The organism is Ruegeria sp. Alg231-54 (assembly GCF_900143525.1).
In the GTDB taxonomy this organism is placed as follows: Bacteria; Pseudomonadota; Alphaproteobacteria; order Rhodobacterales; family Rhodobacteraceae; genus Ruegeria.
In genome coordinates, this window is record NZ_FREZ01000007.1 from 64504 (window position 1) to 80987 (window position 16484).

15 protein-coding genes are annotated in these 16484 nt (G+C 59.3%); 12 read left to right on the top strand and 3 right to left on the bottom strand.

Going from position 1 to position 16484, the window contains the following annotated elements; genetic code table 11:
* The first annotated feature begins 245 nt into the window (after positions 1–245).
* The 6 genes from DHN12_RS13680 to DHN12_RS13705 all read left to right on the top strand — a co-directional run bounded on the left by DHN12_RS13680 (position 246) and on the right by DHN12_RS13705 (position 7740).
* A complete protein-coding gene (locus tag DHN12_RS13680; RefSeq protein WP_108860707.1) occupies positions 246–1013 on the top strand; it encodes a uracil-DNA glycosylase family protein in 768 nt (255 codons plus the stop codon).
* Complete coding sequence (locus tag DHN12_RS13685; protein ID WP_108860708.1) at positions 1010–1609, top strand: metallophosphoesterase; 600 nt, start codon at positions 1010–1012, stop codon at positions 1607–1609. Before DHN12_RS13680 ends, DHN12_RS13685 begins: the two co-directional genes overlap by 4 nt.
* Positions 1606–2226, top strand: coding sequence for a LysE family translocator (locus DHN12_RS13690; RefSeq protein ID WP_108860709.1), 621 nt, complete (start codon positions 1606–1608; stop codon positions 2224–2226). The genes DHN12_RS13685 and DHN12_RS13690 overlap by 4 nt, the downstream gene beginning before the upstream one ends.
* 6 nt (positions 2227–2232) lie before the next feature.
* Positions 2233–2775 carry a molybdenum cofactor biosynthesis protein B gene (gene moaB / locus DHN12_RS13695; RefSeq protein ID WP_108860710.1) on the top strand — a complete coding sequence of 181 codons (543 nt, stop codon included), beginning with the start codon at positions 2233–2235 and terminating at the stop codon, positions 2773–2775.
* A gap of 106 nt (positions 2776–2881) precedes the next feature.
* Positions 2882–4336: an efflux RND transporter periplasmic adaptor subunit gene (locus DHN12_RS13700; RefSeq protein ID WP_108860711.1), complete on the top strand. Its 1455-nt coding sequence runs from the start codon at positions 2882–2884 to the stop codon at positions 4334–4336.
* 5 nt (positions 4337–4341) lie between these two features.
* A complete protein-coding gene (locus DHN12_RS13705) occupies positions 4342–7740 on the top strand; it encodes an efflux RND transporter permease subunit (protein WP_108860712.1) in 3399 nt (1132 codons plus the stop codon).
* Here DHN12_RS13705 and DHN12_RS13710 read toward each other — a convergent pair.
* Both DHN12_RS13710 and DHN12_RS13715 read right to left on the bottom strand, forming a co-directional pair.
* The gene (locus tag DHN12_RS13710) at positions 7737–8156 is read right to left on the bottom strand and encodes an NUDIX hydrolase (protein ID WP_058273587.1); all 420 of its coding nucleotides are present in this window, start codon (positions 8154–8156) and stop codon (positions 7737–7739) included. The genes DHN12_RS13705 and DHN12_RS13710 overlap by 4 nt on opposite strands.
* A 13-nt stretch (positions 8157–8169) precedes the next feature.
* The gene (locus DHN12_RS13715; RefSeq protein WP_108860713.1) at positions 8170–8976 is read right to left on the bottom strand and encodes a protein-disulfide reductase DsbD domain-containing protein; all 807 of its coding nucleotides are present in this window, start codon (positions 8974–8976) and stop codon (positions 8170–8172) included.
* A 145-nt stretch (positions 8977–9121) separates the two neighbouring features.
* Between DHN12_RS13715 and DHN12_RS13720 the strand changes: the two genes are divergently transcribed.
* Positions 9122–9676 carry a YqgE/AlgH family protein gene (locus DHN12_RS13720; RefSeq protein WP_058273585.1) on the top strand — a complete coding sequence of 185 codons (555 nt, stop codon included), beginning with the start codon at positions 9122–9124 and terminating at the stop codon, positions 9674–9676.
* On the opposite strand, the gene DHN12_RS13725 is transcribed toward DHN12_RS13720, so the two are convergent.
* On the bottom strand, positions 9677–10627 hold the full coding sequence (locus DHN12_RS13725) for an L-threonylcarbamoyladenylate synthase (RefSeq protein ID WP_108860714.1): 951 nt from the start codon (positions 10625–10627) through the stop codon (positions 9677–9679). It lies immediately after the preceding gene.
* Positions 10628–10764: 137 nt separating this feature from the next.
* Between DHN12_RS13725 and DHN12_RS13730 the strand changes: the two genes are divergently transcribed.
* The 5 genes from DHN12_RS13730 to DHN12_RS13750 all read left to right on the top strand — a co-directional run bounded on the left by DHN12_RS13730 (position 10765) and on the right by DHN12_RS13750 (position 16421).
* The gene (locus DHN12_RS13730) at positions 10765–12468 is read left to right on the top strand and encodes an acyl-CoA dehydrogenase (RefSeq protein WP_108860715.1); all 1704 of its coding nucleotides are present in this window, start codon (positions 10765–10767) and stop codon (positions 12466–12468) included.
* Positions 12468–13514: an MBL fold metallo-hydrolase gene (locus tag DHN12_RS13735; RefSeq protein ID WP_108860716.1), complete on the top strand. Its 1047-nt coding sequence runs from the start codon at positions 12468–12470 to the stop codon at positions 13512–13514. Before DHN12_RS13730 ends, DHN12_RS13735 begins: the two co-directional genes overlap by 1 nt.
* A 4-nt stretch (positions 13515–13518) precedes the next feature.
* The gene (locus DHN12_RS13740; RefSeq protein WP_058273581.1) at positions 13519–13971 is read left to right on the top strand and encodes a DUF6173 family protein; all 453 of its coding nucleotides are present in this window, start codon (positions 13519–13521) and stop codon (positions 13969–13971) included.
* A gap of 64 nt (positions 13972–14035) precedes the next feature.
* On the top strand, positions 14036–15874 hold the full coding sequence (locus DHN12_RS13745) for a glycerophosphodiester phosphodiesterase (protein ID WP_108860717.1): 1839 nt from the start codon (positions 14036–14038) through the stop codon (positions 15872–15874).
* Positions 15861–16421: a hypothetical protein gene (locus tag DHN12_RS13750; protein WP_108860718.1), complete on the top strand. Its 561-nt coding sequence runs from the start codon at positions 15861–15863 to the stop codon at positions 16419–16421. Before DHN12_RS13745 ends, DHN12_RS13750 begins: the two co-directional genes overlap by 14 nt.
* Positions 16422–16484: the final 63 nt, after the last annotated feature.

Below are 16484 nucleotides of genomic sequence, written 5' to 3' on the forward strand. Positions count from 1 at the left end.
CGTCAAAGCTGCATCTTTGGCCACCCGAACAGCAGGTACTGCCGCATTTGAACTGGCCGGCACGGCACTGCCCGTATCGGTCTTGAAACTGCGCAACGGCCGGGCCGCTGAGCATAGTCAGCAGCAAACTGATGAGAAAGAATCGCAATACACACAACATGAATACGCCAATGGTCGGTGCGACGGACCGACCAATCAAGGCCTATTCGCTTTCCCTCGTTCAAAAGGTGGTTAGATTGAGGGCTATGGAATCGGCTTTGGACTATCATACTGCCCGCGCCCTGCTGGAATGGCAGATCGAACTGGGTGCGACGGATGCGATCGGTAATGCACCGGTTGATCGCTATGCGTTGCCGGATACAGCGCCCAAAGCCAAGAAACCCGCAAAGGCCCAGACCGCAACAGAAAAACCCAAGCGGGTTGATCCAGTTGCGATTGCGAAATCTGCGGCCCGGACTGCCGCGTCGCTGGATCAGTTGCAGGCGGCCATGGACGCGTTTGATCATTGCGAGTTGAAGCGCGGTGCGCGGCAGTTGGTCTTTGCCGACGGCACGCCGGGTGCGCGGGTGATGATTATTGGAGAGGCTCCAGGCCGCGATGAGGACCGCGAGGGCAAGCCCTTTGTCGGACGCGCCGGTCAGTTGTTGGACCGGATGCTGGCCGCGATTGATCTGAATCGGACCGAAAACGTCTATATCACCAACGTCCTGCCGTGGCGCCCACCGCAGAACCGGGACCCCAAGCCCGAAGAGATTGGCATGTTGAAGCCGTTTCTCGAACGGCACGTGGCCTTGGCCAAACCCGAAGTTTTGGTGGTGATGGGCAATATCAGCTGTCAGGCTATTCTGGGTAAACGGGGGATCACACGGCTTCGCGGTCAGTGGGATCAGGCGATGGACTTGCCGGTTATCCCGATGTTCCACCCGGCTTATTTGCTGCGTCAACCGCAGATGAAGCGGCAGGCATGGGCTGATTTGTTAGAGCTCAAGGCAAGGCTGGAGGGCAAGGCATGAAAATCCTCGCATTCTCGGACCTGCATATGGCCCGAAACCGTGCCGCCGACGTTGTTGCCGCCAGCGACGAGGCCGATCTGGTTATCGGAGCCGGAGATTATTGCAACATGCGGCAAGGTCTGGATGACGCGATGGCGATGCTCTCTGGTATCAATGCGCCGCTGGTTCTGGTGCCGGGCAATGCCGAAAGCTCCGGTGAGCTGGCCGAAGCCGCGCCCGAAGGTGTGCACGTTCTACACGGGACAGGCATGACTGTGGATGGGCTGCGTCTGTTTGGCCTTGGTTACGGCGTGCCGGTGACGCCATTCGGTGAGTGGTCCTGCGATCTGACGGACCCTGAAGCGGCTGAGTTGCTGGATCGTTGCGAAGGGGCTGACATCCTGATTGCCCATTCTCCGCCCAAGGGTCACGGTGATCTTACATCGACGGGTGATGCGGTTGGATCGGTGGCGGTCCGTGACGCAATCGAGCGGCTGCAGCCGCAATTTGCCCTTTGTGGCCATATCCACGACAGCTGGGGCTACCGAGGCGCAATCGGCGTGACGCAGGTCGCCAATCTCGGCCCCACGGTAAATTGGTTCGAGGTCACCACGTGATTGATACAGTTACGCTGCTGGCGTTTATCCCGGCGGCAATTGTCCTGAATCTGACCCCCGGGGCCGACATGATGTTCTGCTTTGGGCAGGGACTGCGGTCCGGGGCGCGGCCTGCAATCGCCGCCAGCGCAGGTATCTCGGCCGGATCGATGGTTCACGTTCTGGTAGCTGGTCTTGGTTTAAGAGCGGCGGTGGCCACGATGCCCTGGCTGTTCGATGTGATCCGCTGGATGGGCGTTGCTTATCTACTGTATCTCGCCTGGGGGGCGTTTCGGAATGGGGCGGTCTCTGCGGATGCTCCCTCCGGTCCCACTCAATTGGCATTCCGGGACGGGCTGGTGGTGAACCTGACCAACCCCAAAGTAATTCTGTTTGTTCTGGCTTTTATCCCGCAGTTCGTGAACCCGGCGGCGGGTTCGATCCTGCTGCAGTTCTTGATTTTCGGATCCATCATTGCGCTGGGCGGATTTGTGGTGAATGGGCTAGTGGGAATTTTTGCCGGTGGTGCGGAGTGGATGCTAATCGAGAACCCGCGCGCCTCACGCATCATGGGTTGGCTGACCGGGGGGATCTTCACAGGCCTCGCCATCCGGCTTGCCATCTTGGAAAGGGCCTGAGGAAACATGTCGCGCATTGATGAGACCAAAGACTTCATTCCGGTCCGTATCGCCGTGGTGACCGTCTCGGACACGCGGTCGCTGGATGAAGATAAATCCGGCCAGACACTTGTGGACCGCATCGAACGCGCCGGGCATCACGTTGCTGATCGCAGCATAATACAGGACGAACGCAACAAGATCGCTGATCAGTTGCGGGCCTGGATCGCTAACCCGGAAATAGATGTGGTAATTTCGACCGGTGGTACAGGCCTGACGGGCCGCGACGTAACGGTCGAAGCGCATCGCGATGTCTATGAGAAGGAAATCGAGGCTTTCGGCACGGTGTTCACAATCGTTTCAATGGAGAAGATTGGTACGTCGGCCGTGCAATCACGTGCGACCGGTGGGGTCGCGGGTGGCACCTACCTGTTTGCATTGCCCGGCAGTCCCGGTGCCTGCAAGGACGCCTGGGACGGGATATTGGAGAAACAGTTCGATTATCGCCACCGTCCCTGCAATTTCGTCGAAATAATGCCTAGATTGGACGAACATTTGCGACGGAAGTAGACTGGTCGCACGTTAAACCGTTCATAACCGCTTTGTGGCTTGGCATTTTTTGCTGCCCAGCTACCTTTTGCTAATGGCAGCCTGATGCAACCGGGGTGATTTATATATGCGATTTCTGAGGCAAAGCCTTGTAGGAGTCTTTTTGACGTCGTTGACAGTGGCCCTGTTGTTTGTGGCGGCGCAGATGATTACGGGCGCCGTGCAAGACGTTCTGACGCGGGAGGAGTCGGCTCCGCAGGCGCGAGAGCGTGTCTTTGCCGTTTCTGTTCGGTCTGCGGAATTGGAAACCGTCACCCCGTATCTTGAAGCCTTTGGCGAGGTTCAAAGCCGCCGCAGGTTAGAACTGCGGGCCGCCTTGGGTGGGCGCGTTGTCGGGCTGGCCGAGGATTTCGAAGACGGCGGTGTGGTAACAACAGGCGAAGTTCTGGTTGAACTTGATCCCGCAGACGCCCAGTCCGCGCTGGACCGGGCAAAATCCGATTTGCTGGACGCGCAGTTTGAAGAGCGTGACGCGGAGCGGTCTCTGCTGCTGGCGCAGGACGAGTTGAACTCGGCTGAGGCGCAGGCGGAACTGCGCGGGCGCGCCTTGCAGCGCCAACAGGATTTGCAGACCCGCGGGGTCGGGGCCGCAGCATCTGTGGAAGAGGCCGAACTGGCCAAAGCTGCCGCGCAGCAGGCGGTGCTGGCGCGGCGGATTGCACTGGCCCAGGCCGAATCCCGCGTCGATCAGGCGACCACCCTGTTGTCACGAGCCCGCATTGCGCTTGAGGCCGCTGAACGCGATCTGGATGATATGACAATCCGCGCCCGGTTCGGGGGCACATTGACGGATGTAACACTGGTCGAAGGCCGGCTTGTGTCCGCGAACGAAAAGCTGGCGGAGCTTGTCGACCCCAATGCATTGGAGGTGGCATTCCGGGTCTCAACCGCGCAATACGTCCGATTGCTGGATGCAGCCGGTGATCTGATCGACGCACCTGTGACAATCTCGCTTGAGGTCACAGGCACCGACCTGACCGCCCAAGGCCGCATTAGCCGCGACAGCGGATCGGCGGGCGAAGGGCAGACCGGGCGTTTGATCTATGCCCGCCTGGATGAGGCGTCGGGGTTCAAGCCGGGCGATTTTGTTACCGTCACGGTGCAGGAACAACCGCTGGACAACGTAGTTCTGCTGCCGTCTTCAGTTCTGGATGCTGTCGGCACAGTGTTGGTGCTGGATGAGAATGACAGGCTCGAAACGCTGCCAGTACAGCTGATCCGTCGTCAGGGCGATGAGGTCTTGTTGCGCGGCGAAGGTTTGGTTGGGCGTGAGGTCGTGATCGGCCGCACGCCGCTGCTGGGATCGGGCGTACGTGTCCGGCCCCTGCGGATAGATGATAGAGCCGGGGCCGCACCGGATATGGTTGAGCTGTCTGTGGAACAGCGCGCTAAGTTGGTCGCTCAGGTTGAGGCCAGCACCCGCATGCCAAAGGACGTCAAAGAACGGGTTCTGGGTCAGTTGAGCGAGGCTAAGGTGCCCGCCTCGCTTGTCCAGCGGCTTGAAAACAGGGCGGGGGGCTAAGCGCTATGATGCGCGAGATCCCCGGCGCGGCAGGCGGCATCCTTAGTTACTTCACGCGTCACAAAACGGTGGCAAACCTGCTGTTGCTGGTGATGCTGGTCCTGGGCGCGGCGGCAATCCCGAACATGCGGGCACAGTTCTTTCCGGATGTGATCCTGGAACGCGTCGACGTGAGTGTGGACTGGGATGGGGCCGGTCCCGAAGATGTGGACAACGGTATCGTTCAGGTGCTTGAGCCCGCCTTGCTGGCGGTCGAGGGTGTCGCCAGCACCGAGTCCACGTCACGCGAGGGGCGCGCCAGCATTCGGCTCGAGTTCGAGCCAAACTGGGACATGTCCCGCGCTGTCGAAGAAGTACGGACGGCTGTCGATAGTGTCACCAGCCTGCCCGACGATGCCGAAGAACCAACAATCCGGCGGGGTGCCTGGCGGGACCGGGTTACAGATGTGGTTGTGACCGGACCTGTCGATCCTGATCAACTGGCCAAATTCACGGACGAATTAATCAACCGTCTTTTCGCGGTTGGGGTTACCCGTACCACGATTCGGGGGCTTGCTGCGCCGCGCATCGTGGTCGAGATACCGACCGCCCAACTGATTGCCAACGACATCACCCTGTCCGAGGTCGCGTCAGCTGTCGCGGCCGAGGTCAACGCAAACCCAGCGGGTGACGTGACTGGCGCGAATGCCCGTATTCGCACGGGTACGGAAAAGCGCACACCCGAGGAAATCGAAGGCATCGCCCTGCGCAATTTTGCGGACGGGTCCAAGTTGATGGTGGGCGATGTAGCCCAGATCCGGGTCGAAGGGGTCAACCGCGATCGCAGCTACTTCGTGGGCGAAAACCCGGCGATGTCTGTGCGCGTAGATCGCTCAAACCTGGGTGACGCGATCGAAATCCAGCACGCGGTCGAAGACGTTGTGACGGAAATGCAGGCCAGCGTTCCCGAAGGTGTGACGATCGAGCTGATCAGAACCCGCGCTCAGGCGATCACCGACCGTCTGGATATTCTGGTCGACAACGGCCTTGTTGGCTTGGGCCTGGTGGTCTGTCTGCTGTTTTTGTTCCTGAATGCGCGGATCGCCTTTTGGGTCGCTGCCGGCATTCCGGTTGCCATGTCTGCCGCGATTGCCTTCATGTTTATCGGCGGGCTGTCGATCAATATGGTGTCCCTGTTCGGCCTGATCATCACGTTGGGCATTGTTGTAGATGACGCCATCGTCGTGGGTGAGCATGCCGATTTCCGGGCACGCCGATTAGGTGAGGCCCCAATGGTGGCCGCTGAACGCGCTGCACGACGAATGGCGATGCCGGTCTTTGCGGCGACCCTGACAACCGTGATCGCCTTTTTTGGCCTGACCCTCGTTGGTGGTCGGTTCGGAGAGTTGATCCGTGACATCCCCTTTACCGTTATTGCGGTCTTGATAGCGTCGCTGATCGAATGTTTCCTTATTTTGCCGAACCATATGGCGCATGCCATCGCGCATTCCACGAAAGAGCACTGGTATGACCTGCCCAACCGTGTGGTCAATCGCGGGTTCCGGTGGGTGCGCGATCATCTGTTCCGCCCGTTGATCGCCTGGGTCGTCTGGGCACGCTATGTGGTAGTTGCCATGATGGTGGTGATCCTGGCCAGCCAGGTTGCCCTGTTCATTCGCGGTGATGTGAACTGGCGGTTTTTCAACGCACCCGAGCGCGGCTCGGTCACGGGCAACTTCATAATGGTCGAAGGCGCCACCCGCGCCGAGACTGTGGCCATGATGCATGAGCTGCAGCGCGCGACCGAAGAGCTGGGCCAGATTTATGAAGACCGCCACGGTCGTAACCCGATCGACTATGTGCTGGCCGAGGTGGGCGGGTCCGCAGGATGGGGATTGGCCGCCGCTGATGGCAAAGACGCTGACTTGCTGGGTGGTATTTCCATCGAGCTGATCGATGCGGATCTGCGCCCCTATTCCAGCTTTGAGTTTGTGGGTGAGTTGCAGGATTTTGTTCCGCGCCACCCGAAGGTCGAACTGCTCAGCTTCCGGGGATGGCGCTCTGGGCCGGGTGGCGATGCCATTGACGTTCAGTTCTATGGCGCGGATGTGAATACGCTCAAATCCGCATCAGAGGATTTGCAGACCGAGCTTTCAAAATATCCTGAAGTTTCGGCGCTGGAAGACAATCTTGCCTATGACAAGGAAGAGTACATTCTGGACCTGACAGCGCAGGGTCAGTCGCTGGGGTTCAGGATCGAAACGCTGGGACGCGTGTTGCGTGACCGGTTAAACGGGATCGAGGCGGCGACCTTCCCAGATGGCCCGCGTAGTGCCGAGATCAGGGTTGAACTGCCCGAAGGAGAGCTGACCGCCGACTTCCTGGAACGCACTCTGATGCGCACGCCGGACGGCGTTTATGTACCGCTGGCCGATATCGTTTCGGTCGAGCGGAAATCCGGCTTCTCGACCGTCCGACGCGAAAATGGGCTGCGGGTGATATCGGTGAATGGCGACATCTCGGAAGATGACCCGACGCGCGCGGCTGAGATTGCACGTGCCATGGGCGAGGAAATCCTGCCGAAAATCGCCTCGGAACGACAGGTTGAATGGCGGATGGCCGGTCTGAGCGAACAGGAAGACGAGTTCCTGTCCGAGGCACGCACTGGCCTGATCCTGTGCCTGACGGGCATCTATCTTGTTTTGGCCTGGGTGTTTGCCAGCTGGACGCGGCCACTGGTGGTGATGGCGATTATCCCATTTGGGTTGGTCGGCGCGATCTGGGGGCACTACCTGTGGGAGGTTCCGCTAAGCATGTTCACGGTCGTCGGTCTGCTGGGGATGACGGGGATCATCATCAACGACTCGATTGTTTTGGTGACGACCATCGACGATTACCAGAAAGAGCGCGGGCTTGTGCCTTCGATAGTTGAAGGCACCGCAGACCGGTTGCGGCCTGTGATGCTGACGACGCTGACCACGGTTCTGGGGCTGACCCCGTTACTGTATGAAGGGTCGCAGCAAGCGCAGTTTCTCAAACCCACAGTCATTACTTTGGTCTATGGGCTGGGCTTTGGAATGTTGCTGGTCCTGCTGCTAGTCCCGGCGTTGCTTGCCATTCTGAACGATCTGTCTCGCCCAATGACCGCGATGCGTCGGGCGGCACGTGCCCCGGACCGTGTGGTGCAGGGGACGTTGGCGTGTTCGGGCCTCGCCTTGCTTTCATGGTTTACGGTCACGATGGTGTGGCCCGCAATTTACGGCGCGCCCATCGGGTTCTTGTCCGGGCTTTATGCGGGCGAGGATGGCATGGCTATTCTTCGGATGGGCTTAGGCGCATTCGTGACAGGTGCTGCGCTGATACTGTTCCTCAGCGTGGCAGTCTCTGGCTTGCTTTATACCCGGCTCAAAAGGCCCGCGACCTAAGTCCGGCGCAGGGCGGTTTCCAGCAGATCGATGACGCGGTTGCTCATCTCTAGTTCGCCGCGGCGGATCTGATCCACAGGGAACCAACGCGCATCGAGCGCGTCGTCACCTGCAATGGGGTCGCCGGTTTGATACTGACAGGCCACGCCTACCAGCAGGTAGTGTGTCTGGACGTCGCCGTTTTCGTTCCAGCGCAGCAAATCAAGATTGTCTAAGTAGTGCTGAGGGTCTGCAATGACCGAGGTTTCTTCGCGCAGCTCTCTTTGTGCGGCTTGCAAAACAGTCTCGCCCCATTCCACGTGACCCCCAGGAAACCCCCATAGCCCAGCATCAGGTTGCTTGCTGCGTTGAACCAGCAGCACTTGGTCCTGATGCAGGACTACTGCCAAAGCGCCGATTTTTGGAGTTTGTGTCATGAAATCACCGGGCTCAGCTTGCGCTGCATCCCCGAATGTCGACTGCGTGATTTGCACCCAACACGGTGATCCGAATTTCCGACCGATCCAGCGCAAACGGTCCACCGGATGCATTAATCACCTCAGAGGTTGCGATCAGAGTATTCCCGGTTCGCGTCGTCTCGGTCTGCGAAGCCCAGAGCGCCGGGTTCCCCGGCTCGATCACGGCCACCTCGCGACCGCCTGCCGAGGGCATGGTCACCCGGGCCTCGATCTTCATCCCGTCTGATGTGGGTGAGAGGTGACAGGTGGTATGGGCCACTCTGGCCTCGTGTTCGGAAAAGGGCCTTTGTGCCAGTGCAGCGGCGATGGTGGGGTTGCGCCCGGCGTCTGCGTTCAGCGTGTGGTCGAAATCCAGCTGTTCCGGGATGCAAACATCCTTGCAGACGCCCAGATCCATCGTTCCCTGCAGGCGTACGGGCTTGGCCGGGTTTTTCGGCGTGATCTCGACTGGCAAAACCAGTTGGTTTTCGTAGCCGATCGATTGCAATCCGTTCTGGTCAAAAACATTGGGTGCGGGCCATGTAATCGACACATCCCCGACGTTGTTCGAACGGTTCCAGTCGAATTGCGGCGGAATGCCAGCATCCCCCGGCGCACGCCAATAGGTTTTCCAACCGTCCTGCAGTGTCACGCGCACGGCGCTGAGGTACGTTCCTTTAGCGGTGCGTCCGCCATCCAGAATATCCAACTCGGCAACGGGGCCGTTGACCTGCGCTGTTGCAGGTAAGGCCAGACCAAAGGTTATGGCGATTGCTGGTAATACATTTTTTACGCTCATGGTTCATAAATGCGCGGTTGCGGCACAGAATCCAAGTCACGTTCCGGTAACCGGGATGAAATCTGCGGAAATGTGCGCTGATCCCTTGCCATTCCGGGTGACCAAGGGTCATTGTTAAAGCATACCTGATAAGAGATGTCGGCCCATGGATCTTACCGGAAAACTGTTGATTGCGATGCCTGGCATGGGCGATCCGCGTTTTGATCATTCGGTGGTGTACCTGTGCAGCCATGGCGAAGATGGTGCTATGGGGTTGATTATCAACAAACCTTCGGATCTGCGGCTGAAAACTCTGTTGAGTCAGCTCAACATCCCCTGCCGGATTCCGGTTGTGGGTGAACGTTTGGTCCATTTCGGCGGCCCGGTCGAGATGTCGCGTGGTTTTGTCCTGCACAGCTCGGATTACGAGGCGAACCTGCATTCCATGCACATCACGGATGACTTCAGCATGACGGCAACGCTGGATATCCTCGAGGATCTTGCCTCGGGCCGCGGGCCTTTGAACTCCACTTTGGTGCTGGGCTATTCGGGCTGGGGACCTGGTCAGCTTGAGGATGAGATCGCGATGAACGGCTGGCTCACGACCGAGGCGTCGTCCAAGCTGGTCTTCGATGTAGCTGATGATGAGAAATGGGGAGGTGCGCTTGCGACTTTGGGCGTTGACCCCTTGATCCTGTCTGCCGAGTCCGGGCGCGCCTGATCAGCCGTTACGCGGGGCCGCAGCGCGGCGCAGGCGGTCGTTAATGGCCGCACCCAAACCATGTTCGGGAATTTGGGTCACCGCAATTGGTCTGCCGGTGTCATTCAGGGTGTGCAGTGCGGCGAACAGGTTGGCCGCAGCCTCGGCAAGATCACCTTTCGCTGACAGGTTCAGATCGCAGCCCACCGGGCCAAACCCCAGCAGAACTTCATCGCCTTGGGCGGTGCTGGCGTTCAGACGAACGGGCGCATCCGGAGCATAATGCGATTGCAACTGACCGGGCGCGTTCAGCGCATCACCCGGCTGGTGGTGGTGCAGCTGAGTATCCAGAACCGCCTCGATCTGTTCCAGCGAAACGCCGCCGGGGCGCAAAAGGGCAGGCTCGCGCGCAACGCCCACGATGGTGCTTTCCAACCCGACCCCGCAGGGCCCATCATCCAGCACCGCGGCGATGCGCCCATTCAGGCCGGACAGGACGTGCGCGGCTGTGGTCGGGCTGATTTGCCCGGACGGATTGGCAGATGGCGCGGCGACCGGGCCGTCGAATTTGGACAGTAGCGCACGGGCCGCAGGGTGGGCTGGCACTCGCACGGCGAGCGTGTCCAGCCCGGCTGTCACCAGCGATGAAATCCCGTGATTCGGTCGCAGTGGCAGAACCAGAGTCAGCGGTCCGGGCCAGAACGCGGCCGCTAAGGCCTCGGCCTGATCGGACCATGTCACGAACCGCTGGGCGGCTTCGATCGAGGCCACATGCGCAATCAACGGGTTGAAGCTGGGTCGTCCCTTGGCGGCATAGATGCTTGCCACCGCTGCTCCGTTACGGGCATCCCCGCCCAGGCCGTAGACCGTCTCGGTCGGGAAAGCCACCAGAAGACCCTGACGCAACAGGTCTGCCGCTTGCGCAATTCCGGCAGGATCGGCGTTTAATGTCAGAGTGCCGTTGGGGATCATTGGTGGTGACGTCGCGTTTTGATTGCGTATAGCATTTGGACCGATACCTAATCGGTGGAACCCAGATGCATAAAGGTGGGCGGTGGAAATTCCAAGCCCGTCGGCGTAAACGCAATCAGACAGCCTAGAGGGAAGACATGCCATATCGCGCCCCAATCTCTGATTATGAATTCTTGTTCCGCCACGCGGTCAATTTTGACAAGATCGCTGCTACCGAGAAATTCTCGGAAGCCAGCGACGATGTGGTCAGTGCCATTCTGACCGAAGCCGGAAAACTGTGCGAAGAGGTGATGGCCCCTCTGCAACGCCCCGGTGATCTTGAGCCCGCGCGCTTGGAAAACGGCGTGCTGCGTACCTCGACCGGGTATGCTGATGGCTGGAATGCCATAGCCAAAGGCGGTTGGGTCGGGATGAGTGGTGATCCGGATTATGGCGGCATGGGTCTGCCGATGACGTTGACCACCGCCGTGAATGAAATGATGTCTGCCGCCTGTCTGTCGCTGCAACTTGCGCCGCTGATGACACAGGGCCAGATCGAAGCGCTGGAACATCACGCCAGCGATGAGCTCAAGGCGCTGTATCTGCCTAAGATGATGGCAGGTGAATGGTCTGGTACCATGAACCTGACCGAACCACAGGCCGGGTCGGATGTGGGTGCGTTGACTTCGAAAGCCGAAGCCAATGGGGATGGCACCTTTTCTGTGACAGGGCAGAAAATCTTTATCTCATGGGGTGACAACGATTTTGCTGAGAATGTCTGCCATTTGGTACTGGCGCGCCTGCCCGATGGCGTTCCCGGAACCAAGGGCATTTCGCTGTTCCTGGTGCCCAAGCTGCTGCCGGATGAGAACGGCAATCCCGGTGTGGCCAATGATCTGAAGGTCGTATCGGTCGAGCACAAGATGGGCCTGCACGGCTCACCAACCTGCGTGATGCAGTTTGACGGTGCCAAAGGCTGGCTTGTAGGCAAGGAACATGGCGGCATGGCCGCGATGTTCACCATGATGAACAACGCGCGCCTAGGTGTTGGCGGTCAGGGTGTGGGTGCAGCCGAAGGTGCCTATCAGCACGCGCTGGCCTATGCGCTGGAACGTAAGCAGGGCAAAACGCCATCAGGCACGATCGTTGACCACGCCGATGTGCGCCGGATGCTGATGAGTATGCGTGCCGACACGTTCGCCGCCCGTGCGATCATGCTGGCCACCGCTGCCGCCATTGATATGGCCAACGCAACCGGCGATGCAGACTGGGCAGCTCGTGCCGCCCTGCTGACTCCGATCGGAAAGGTTTTTGGCACCGAGACCGGTATGCGGGTGTCCGAGAACGGCGTTCAGGTCCATGGCGGCATGGGATTTATCGAAGAATCCGGTGCCGCGCAGTATTACCGAGACGTCCGCGTGACTGCGATTTACGAGGGAACCAATGGCATTCAGGCTATGGACCTTGTCGCGCGCAAGATGATGGACGGCGGCGATGCAGCATCGCGTCTGTTGGACGAAATCGAGGATCGTGCCGAGCAGGCGCGGGCAACCCTGCCCGAACTGGCAGGCCCGGTTTGGGAAGCCACGGAAAGCCTGCGCGAAACAACCGAATGGATGGTTGCGCAATCCGAGATGAACAACCGATTTGCTGGTGCGGTTCCGTACCTTCACGCCTTTGCCCGCGTCCTAGGCGCGCACTATCACCTGATGGCTGCTTTGGCCGAACCGGGTGGTCCACGCTTTAAACTGGCTCGTTACTACATCAACGCGCTGTTGCCCGAATATGCCGGACTGCTGGCGCAAGCTCAGAACGGCGCAGATGATGTATTCGGGCTCAGCGTCGAGGAGCTTTTGGCCTGATGGACGGAGATACCCCTTTGGCGATCCGGTATCCGTGGCCCGAACCTCCGGCCGAGGGTGAGGCGATCGAGGTCGCCGAAGGAGTGCTTTGGATGCGCTTGCCGCTGCCTATGGCACTGGATCACGTCAATATCTATGCGTTGGATGATGGCGATGGGTGGACCGTAATCGACACGGGCATGTCATCGAACAAGACTCGGCGCATCTGGGAAAAGCTTATGGCTGGCCCGTTGGGTGGCAAGCCCATCAAGCGGGTGGTGGTGACGCATCATCACCCCGACCATGTGGGCAATGCGGGTTGGTTCCAATCCGAACATGGCGTCGAGCTGGTGTCTTCTCGCACCTCTTGGCTGTTTTCGCGTATGCTGCAACTGGATGTTCAGGAAAGCTGGCCGCAGGAAACTCTGGATTATTATCGCAGCGCAGGCATGGCGCCCGAGGTTCTAGCAAAGCGGATGGCTGAGCGCCCGTTCAATTATTGCGACACCGTTTATCCGATGCCACTGGGGTTCACTCGGATCAAGCAGGGTAGCGTGATCCGTATGGGCGGGCGCGATTGGGACTTGCATATGGGCAATGGTCATGCCCCAGAACACGCCACGTTCTGGAGCCGCGACGACAACCTCGTGATCACCGGCGATCAGATACTCAGTTCGATCAGTCCCAACTTAGGTGTCTATGTCACTGAACCTTTGGCCGACCCGGTTGCCGAATGGCTGGAAGCCTGCGAGCGGCTTCAGGGGTTGGTACGGCCTGATCATCTGGCACTGGGCGGGCATAAGCTGCCGTTTACTGGGCTGCCCATCCGGATGAGGCAACTGATCGAAAATCACCACAGCGCATTGGATCGTTTGGAAAAGTATTTGGACCAGCCCAAGACCGCTGCCGAATGTTTCATGCCCTTGTTCAAACGGCAGATCAGCGGTGGCGAGTATGGGCTTGCGCTGGTCGAAGCGGTTGCACATTTGAATCATCTTTACCAGATTGGAGCTGTCACCCGAACGCGCCGCGCGGACGGGGCGTGGGAGTTTCAGCGCAAAGGGTAAAGCTATGCAGGATCAGATCGAAACCTCGGCCGAGGCCGCCGAAGCCGCAGCTTTGCCGCGCTGCTACGAAGTGCATTCCGACCCCGAAGCAAAGTCAGGCGCAAAAGACCTGCCCGGTCCGTTGCAAAAACCGGTCGAGACGAAAAGCCCCGCGCAATGGGCTTATGAGCGGCTGATCCTCTATATCCAGAATTTCGAAAAGACGCTGACTGGCGACCAAGAGGTCGCGATGGGATTCACCGGTGGCGACGCAGGCGTCATGCGGATCGAAGGGATGGGGTATTTTGATCCCGATATCATCACCTTTTACGGATCGGATGCGACCGGTGCGCGCACTCAGCTTGTGCAACATGTGAGCCAGCTGAATGTGATGCTGCGGGCCCTGCCCAAATCGGTCGAGGATAAGCCCGCCAACCGGATCGGGTTCCGCTTGGCGGCTGATCTGGAAGAAAGCTGATCACCTGACTTGCAATTCACGTCTGCGCAGCCTTGAATGAGTCTACCATTCAAGGGGGCCTCACGTGACCACTTTCTCTGCCGTTACAAGTGCCTACAAAGGTGCGTGGAGCCGTCGCCGTGTCTTTGTGCCTATCTATCTTGTTGTGCGCCTGCTTTTGGTTGCGCTGATTGCGCCCGGCGTGGCGATCACGGTGAATCTTGCCGTATCGCTGTCCAACCAGACGGCGCTGACTGATCAGGCGATCGCTGCATTCATCCTCTCACCTGCCGGGTTTATTGCGGCCGTTGTGGTTCTCAGCCTGTTTCTACTGGCCGAGGTGTTTGTCTTCTCGGTCATGGCCGGGTCGCTGCGGATGGCAGAGCCGGACCCATGGCGCGCTGGTAGTTCTTCGATCAGGCTGATCCTGTCGCGGCTTCCATCCCTGTTTGGATTTGCGGTGCGCTTTGTTATGCGCGTTCTGCTGTTGGTTCTGCCCTTTGCGGTCGTTTCTGCCGTGATCGCATGGTGGACGCTGACTGAATATGACATCAACTATTATCTGACCTTCCACCCGCCCTCATTCTGGGTGGCTGTGGTACTGATCGGGGCGGTTGCGCTGGCTATGGCCTGGGTGTTGATCCGACGCCTGTCAGCCTGGGCTTTGTCGCTGCATCTGGTTTTGTTCGAAGGCGTTCACCCCGGACATGCGTTCGGCATCAGCGCCAGTCGGATGGAAGGTAAGCGCGGTCGCCTCAAGATAGAATTGGCCATCTGGCTGGCTGTGCGCCTTGTCATCGCCGCCGTGATCGCCTGGGTGGCCGGGCTTTTGTTCGCACTGGTGCCGCTGCAAGGCGCAGCCAACCTGAGATTGGCCCTGATTTACAGCCTCGCCGTCGCCGGTTTCTGGTCACTGGCCGGACTGGTATTGGCAGCCACGGCTCTGGGCGCATTGGCAGTGCTGCTCGATAGGTTCTTTGATATCCAGACATCAGAACCAACCCCTCCAAAGCCGCGCAACCTGCGCAGAACAATGGTCACGGCTGTTGGGGCCGCCGTCGTTTCCGTTATTGTTGGAATATGGTTTGGGCAGCACCTTCTGGAGAGGGTGCAGGCACCGGACCGTGCAGAGGTTATCGGTCATCGCGGCGCTGCCGCGCTGAAGCCCGAAAACACGATGGCCTCGGTTCTCAAGGCGATCGAGGACGGTGCCGACTGGGTTGAGATCGACGTTCAGGAAACAGCGGATGACGTGGTCATCGTGGCCCATGACAGTGATTTCATGAAACTGGCCGGTGTTAACCTCAAGGTGTGGGATGCCACGATGGAGGATATTGATCAGATCGACATCGGCAGCTGGTTCGGTCCCGAATACGCCGATGAGCGTACGCCGACTCTGCGTGACGTGCTGGAGGCCGCGAAGGGCAAGGCCAAGGTCATTATCGAATTGAAATACTACGGCCACGACGTAGACCTTGAGAATCGGGTTGTCGCTCTGGTCGAAGAGCTGGGCATGCAGGACGACATTGCAACGATGTCCCTGAAATACCCGGCAGTGCAAAAGATGAAAACGATTCGCCCCGACTGGCGCGCCGGTGTTCTGGCCGCGACTGCTGTGGGTAATCTCTCAGGTCTCGAAGGTGATTTTGTTGCGGTGAACGCCGCGATGGCGACGCCAGGGTTGGTCAATTCGGTCCACGCTGCGGGCAAGGACATCTATGTCTGGACCGTTAATGATCCGCTGCAAATGTCGGCTATGGCGTCGATGGGGGTGGATGGGCTGATCACGGACCGACCCGCGATGGCGAATGAAGTTCTGCGTGTGCGCGCCGAAATGGGGCCGGCAGAGCGTTTGTTGCTGTGGCTGGCGACGACCTTCGGCATGTCCTTTGATACTAAGGCGATGCGCGATGAAAGCCCTTAATTTGGCGGCAATCCTTTTGTTGAGTGCCGCGCCAGCCTTCGCGCAAGACGTCATGCGCAGCTTTGAGTTGCCCGCGCATCGCGCCCTGATGACGGAGCGCAGCAGCGCAGAGTTGACCCCGTTTGAAACGGATGGCTGTTCGGGTGGTCTTTCGGCCAGCTGGCGCTTTGTGGCGGATACATTCCCCAGCTTTCGGGGACTGTATGAGGCGCACCCGCCGTGGGAATACTGCTGTGTGACCCATGATCGCGCCTATCACCATGCCGGCGGGGCTTTGCGGGCCGAAGACAGCTATGACGCACGCCTGTCCGCGGACGACACACTGCGTGCCTGCGTCAAACAGCATGGGACAGACCATGCCGAGGAATATGCCGAACGCTATGACATGACGGCCGAACAGATTCGCACCGCTCATTCCGTCACGGCCGAGGCGATGTATGCGGCGGTCCGATTTGGCGGTGGCCCCTGTTCGGGCCTGCCCTGGCGTTGGGGTTTTGGGTATCCGGGGTGCTCGGTGTTCCCACCTTTGGCCCCTGCGCGCGAATGACGTGGTGACAGGCCCCGGATTTTCCATTATCCAACATTTCAAACACGCGAATTAGGATTCTGA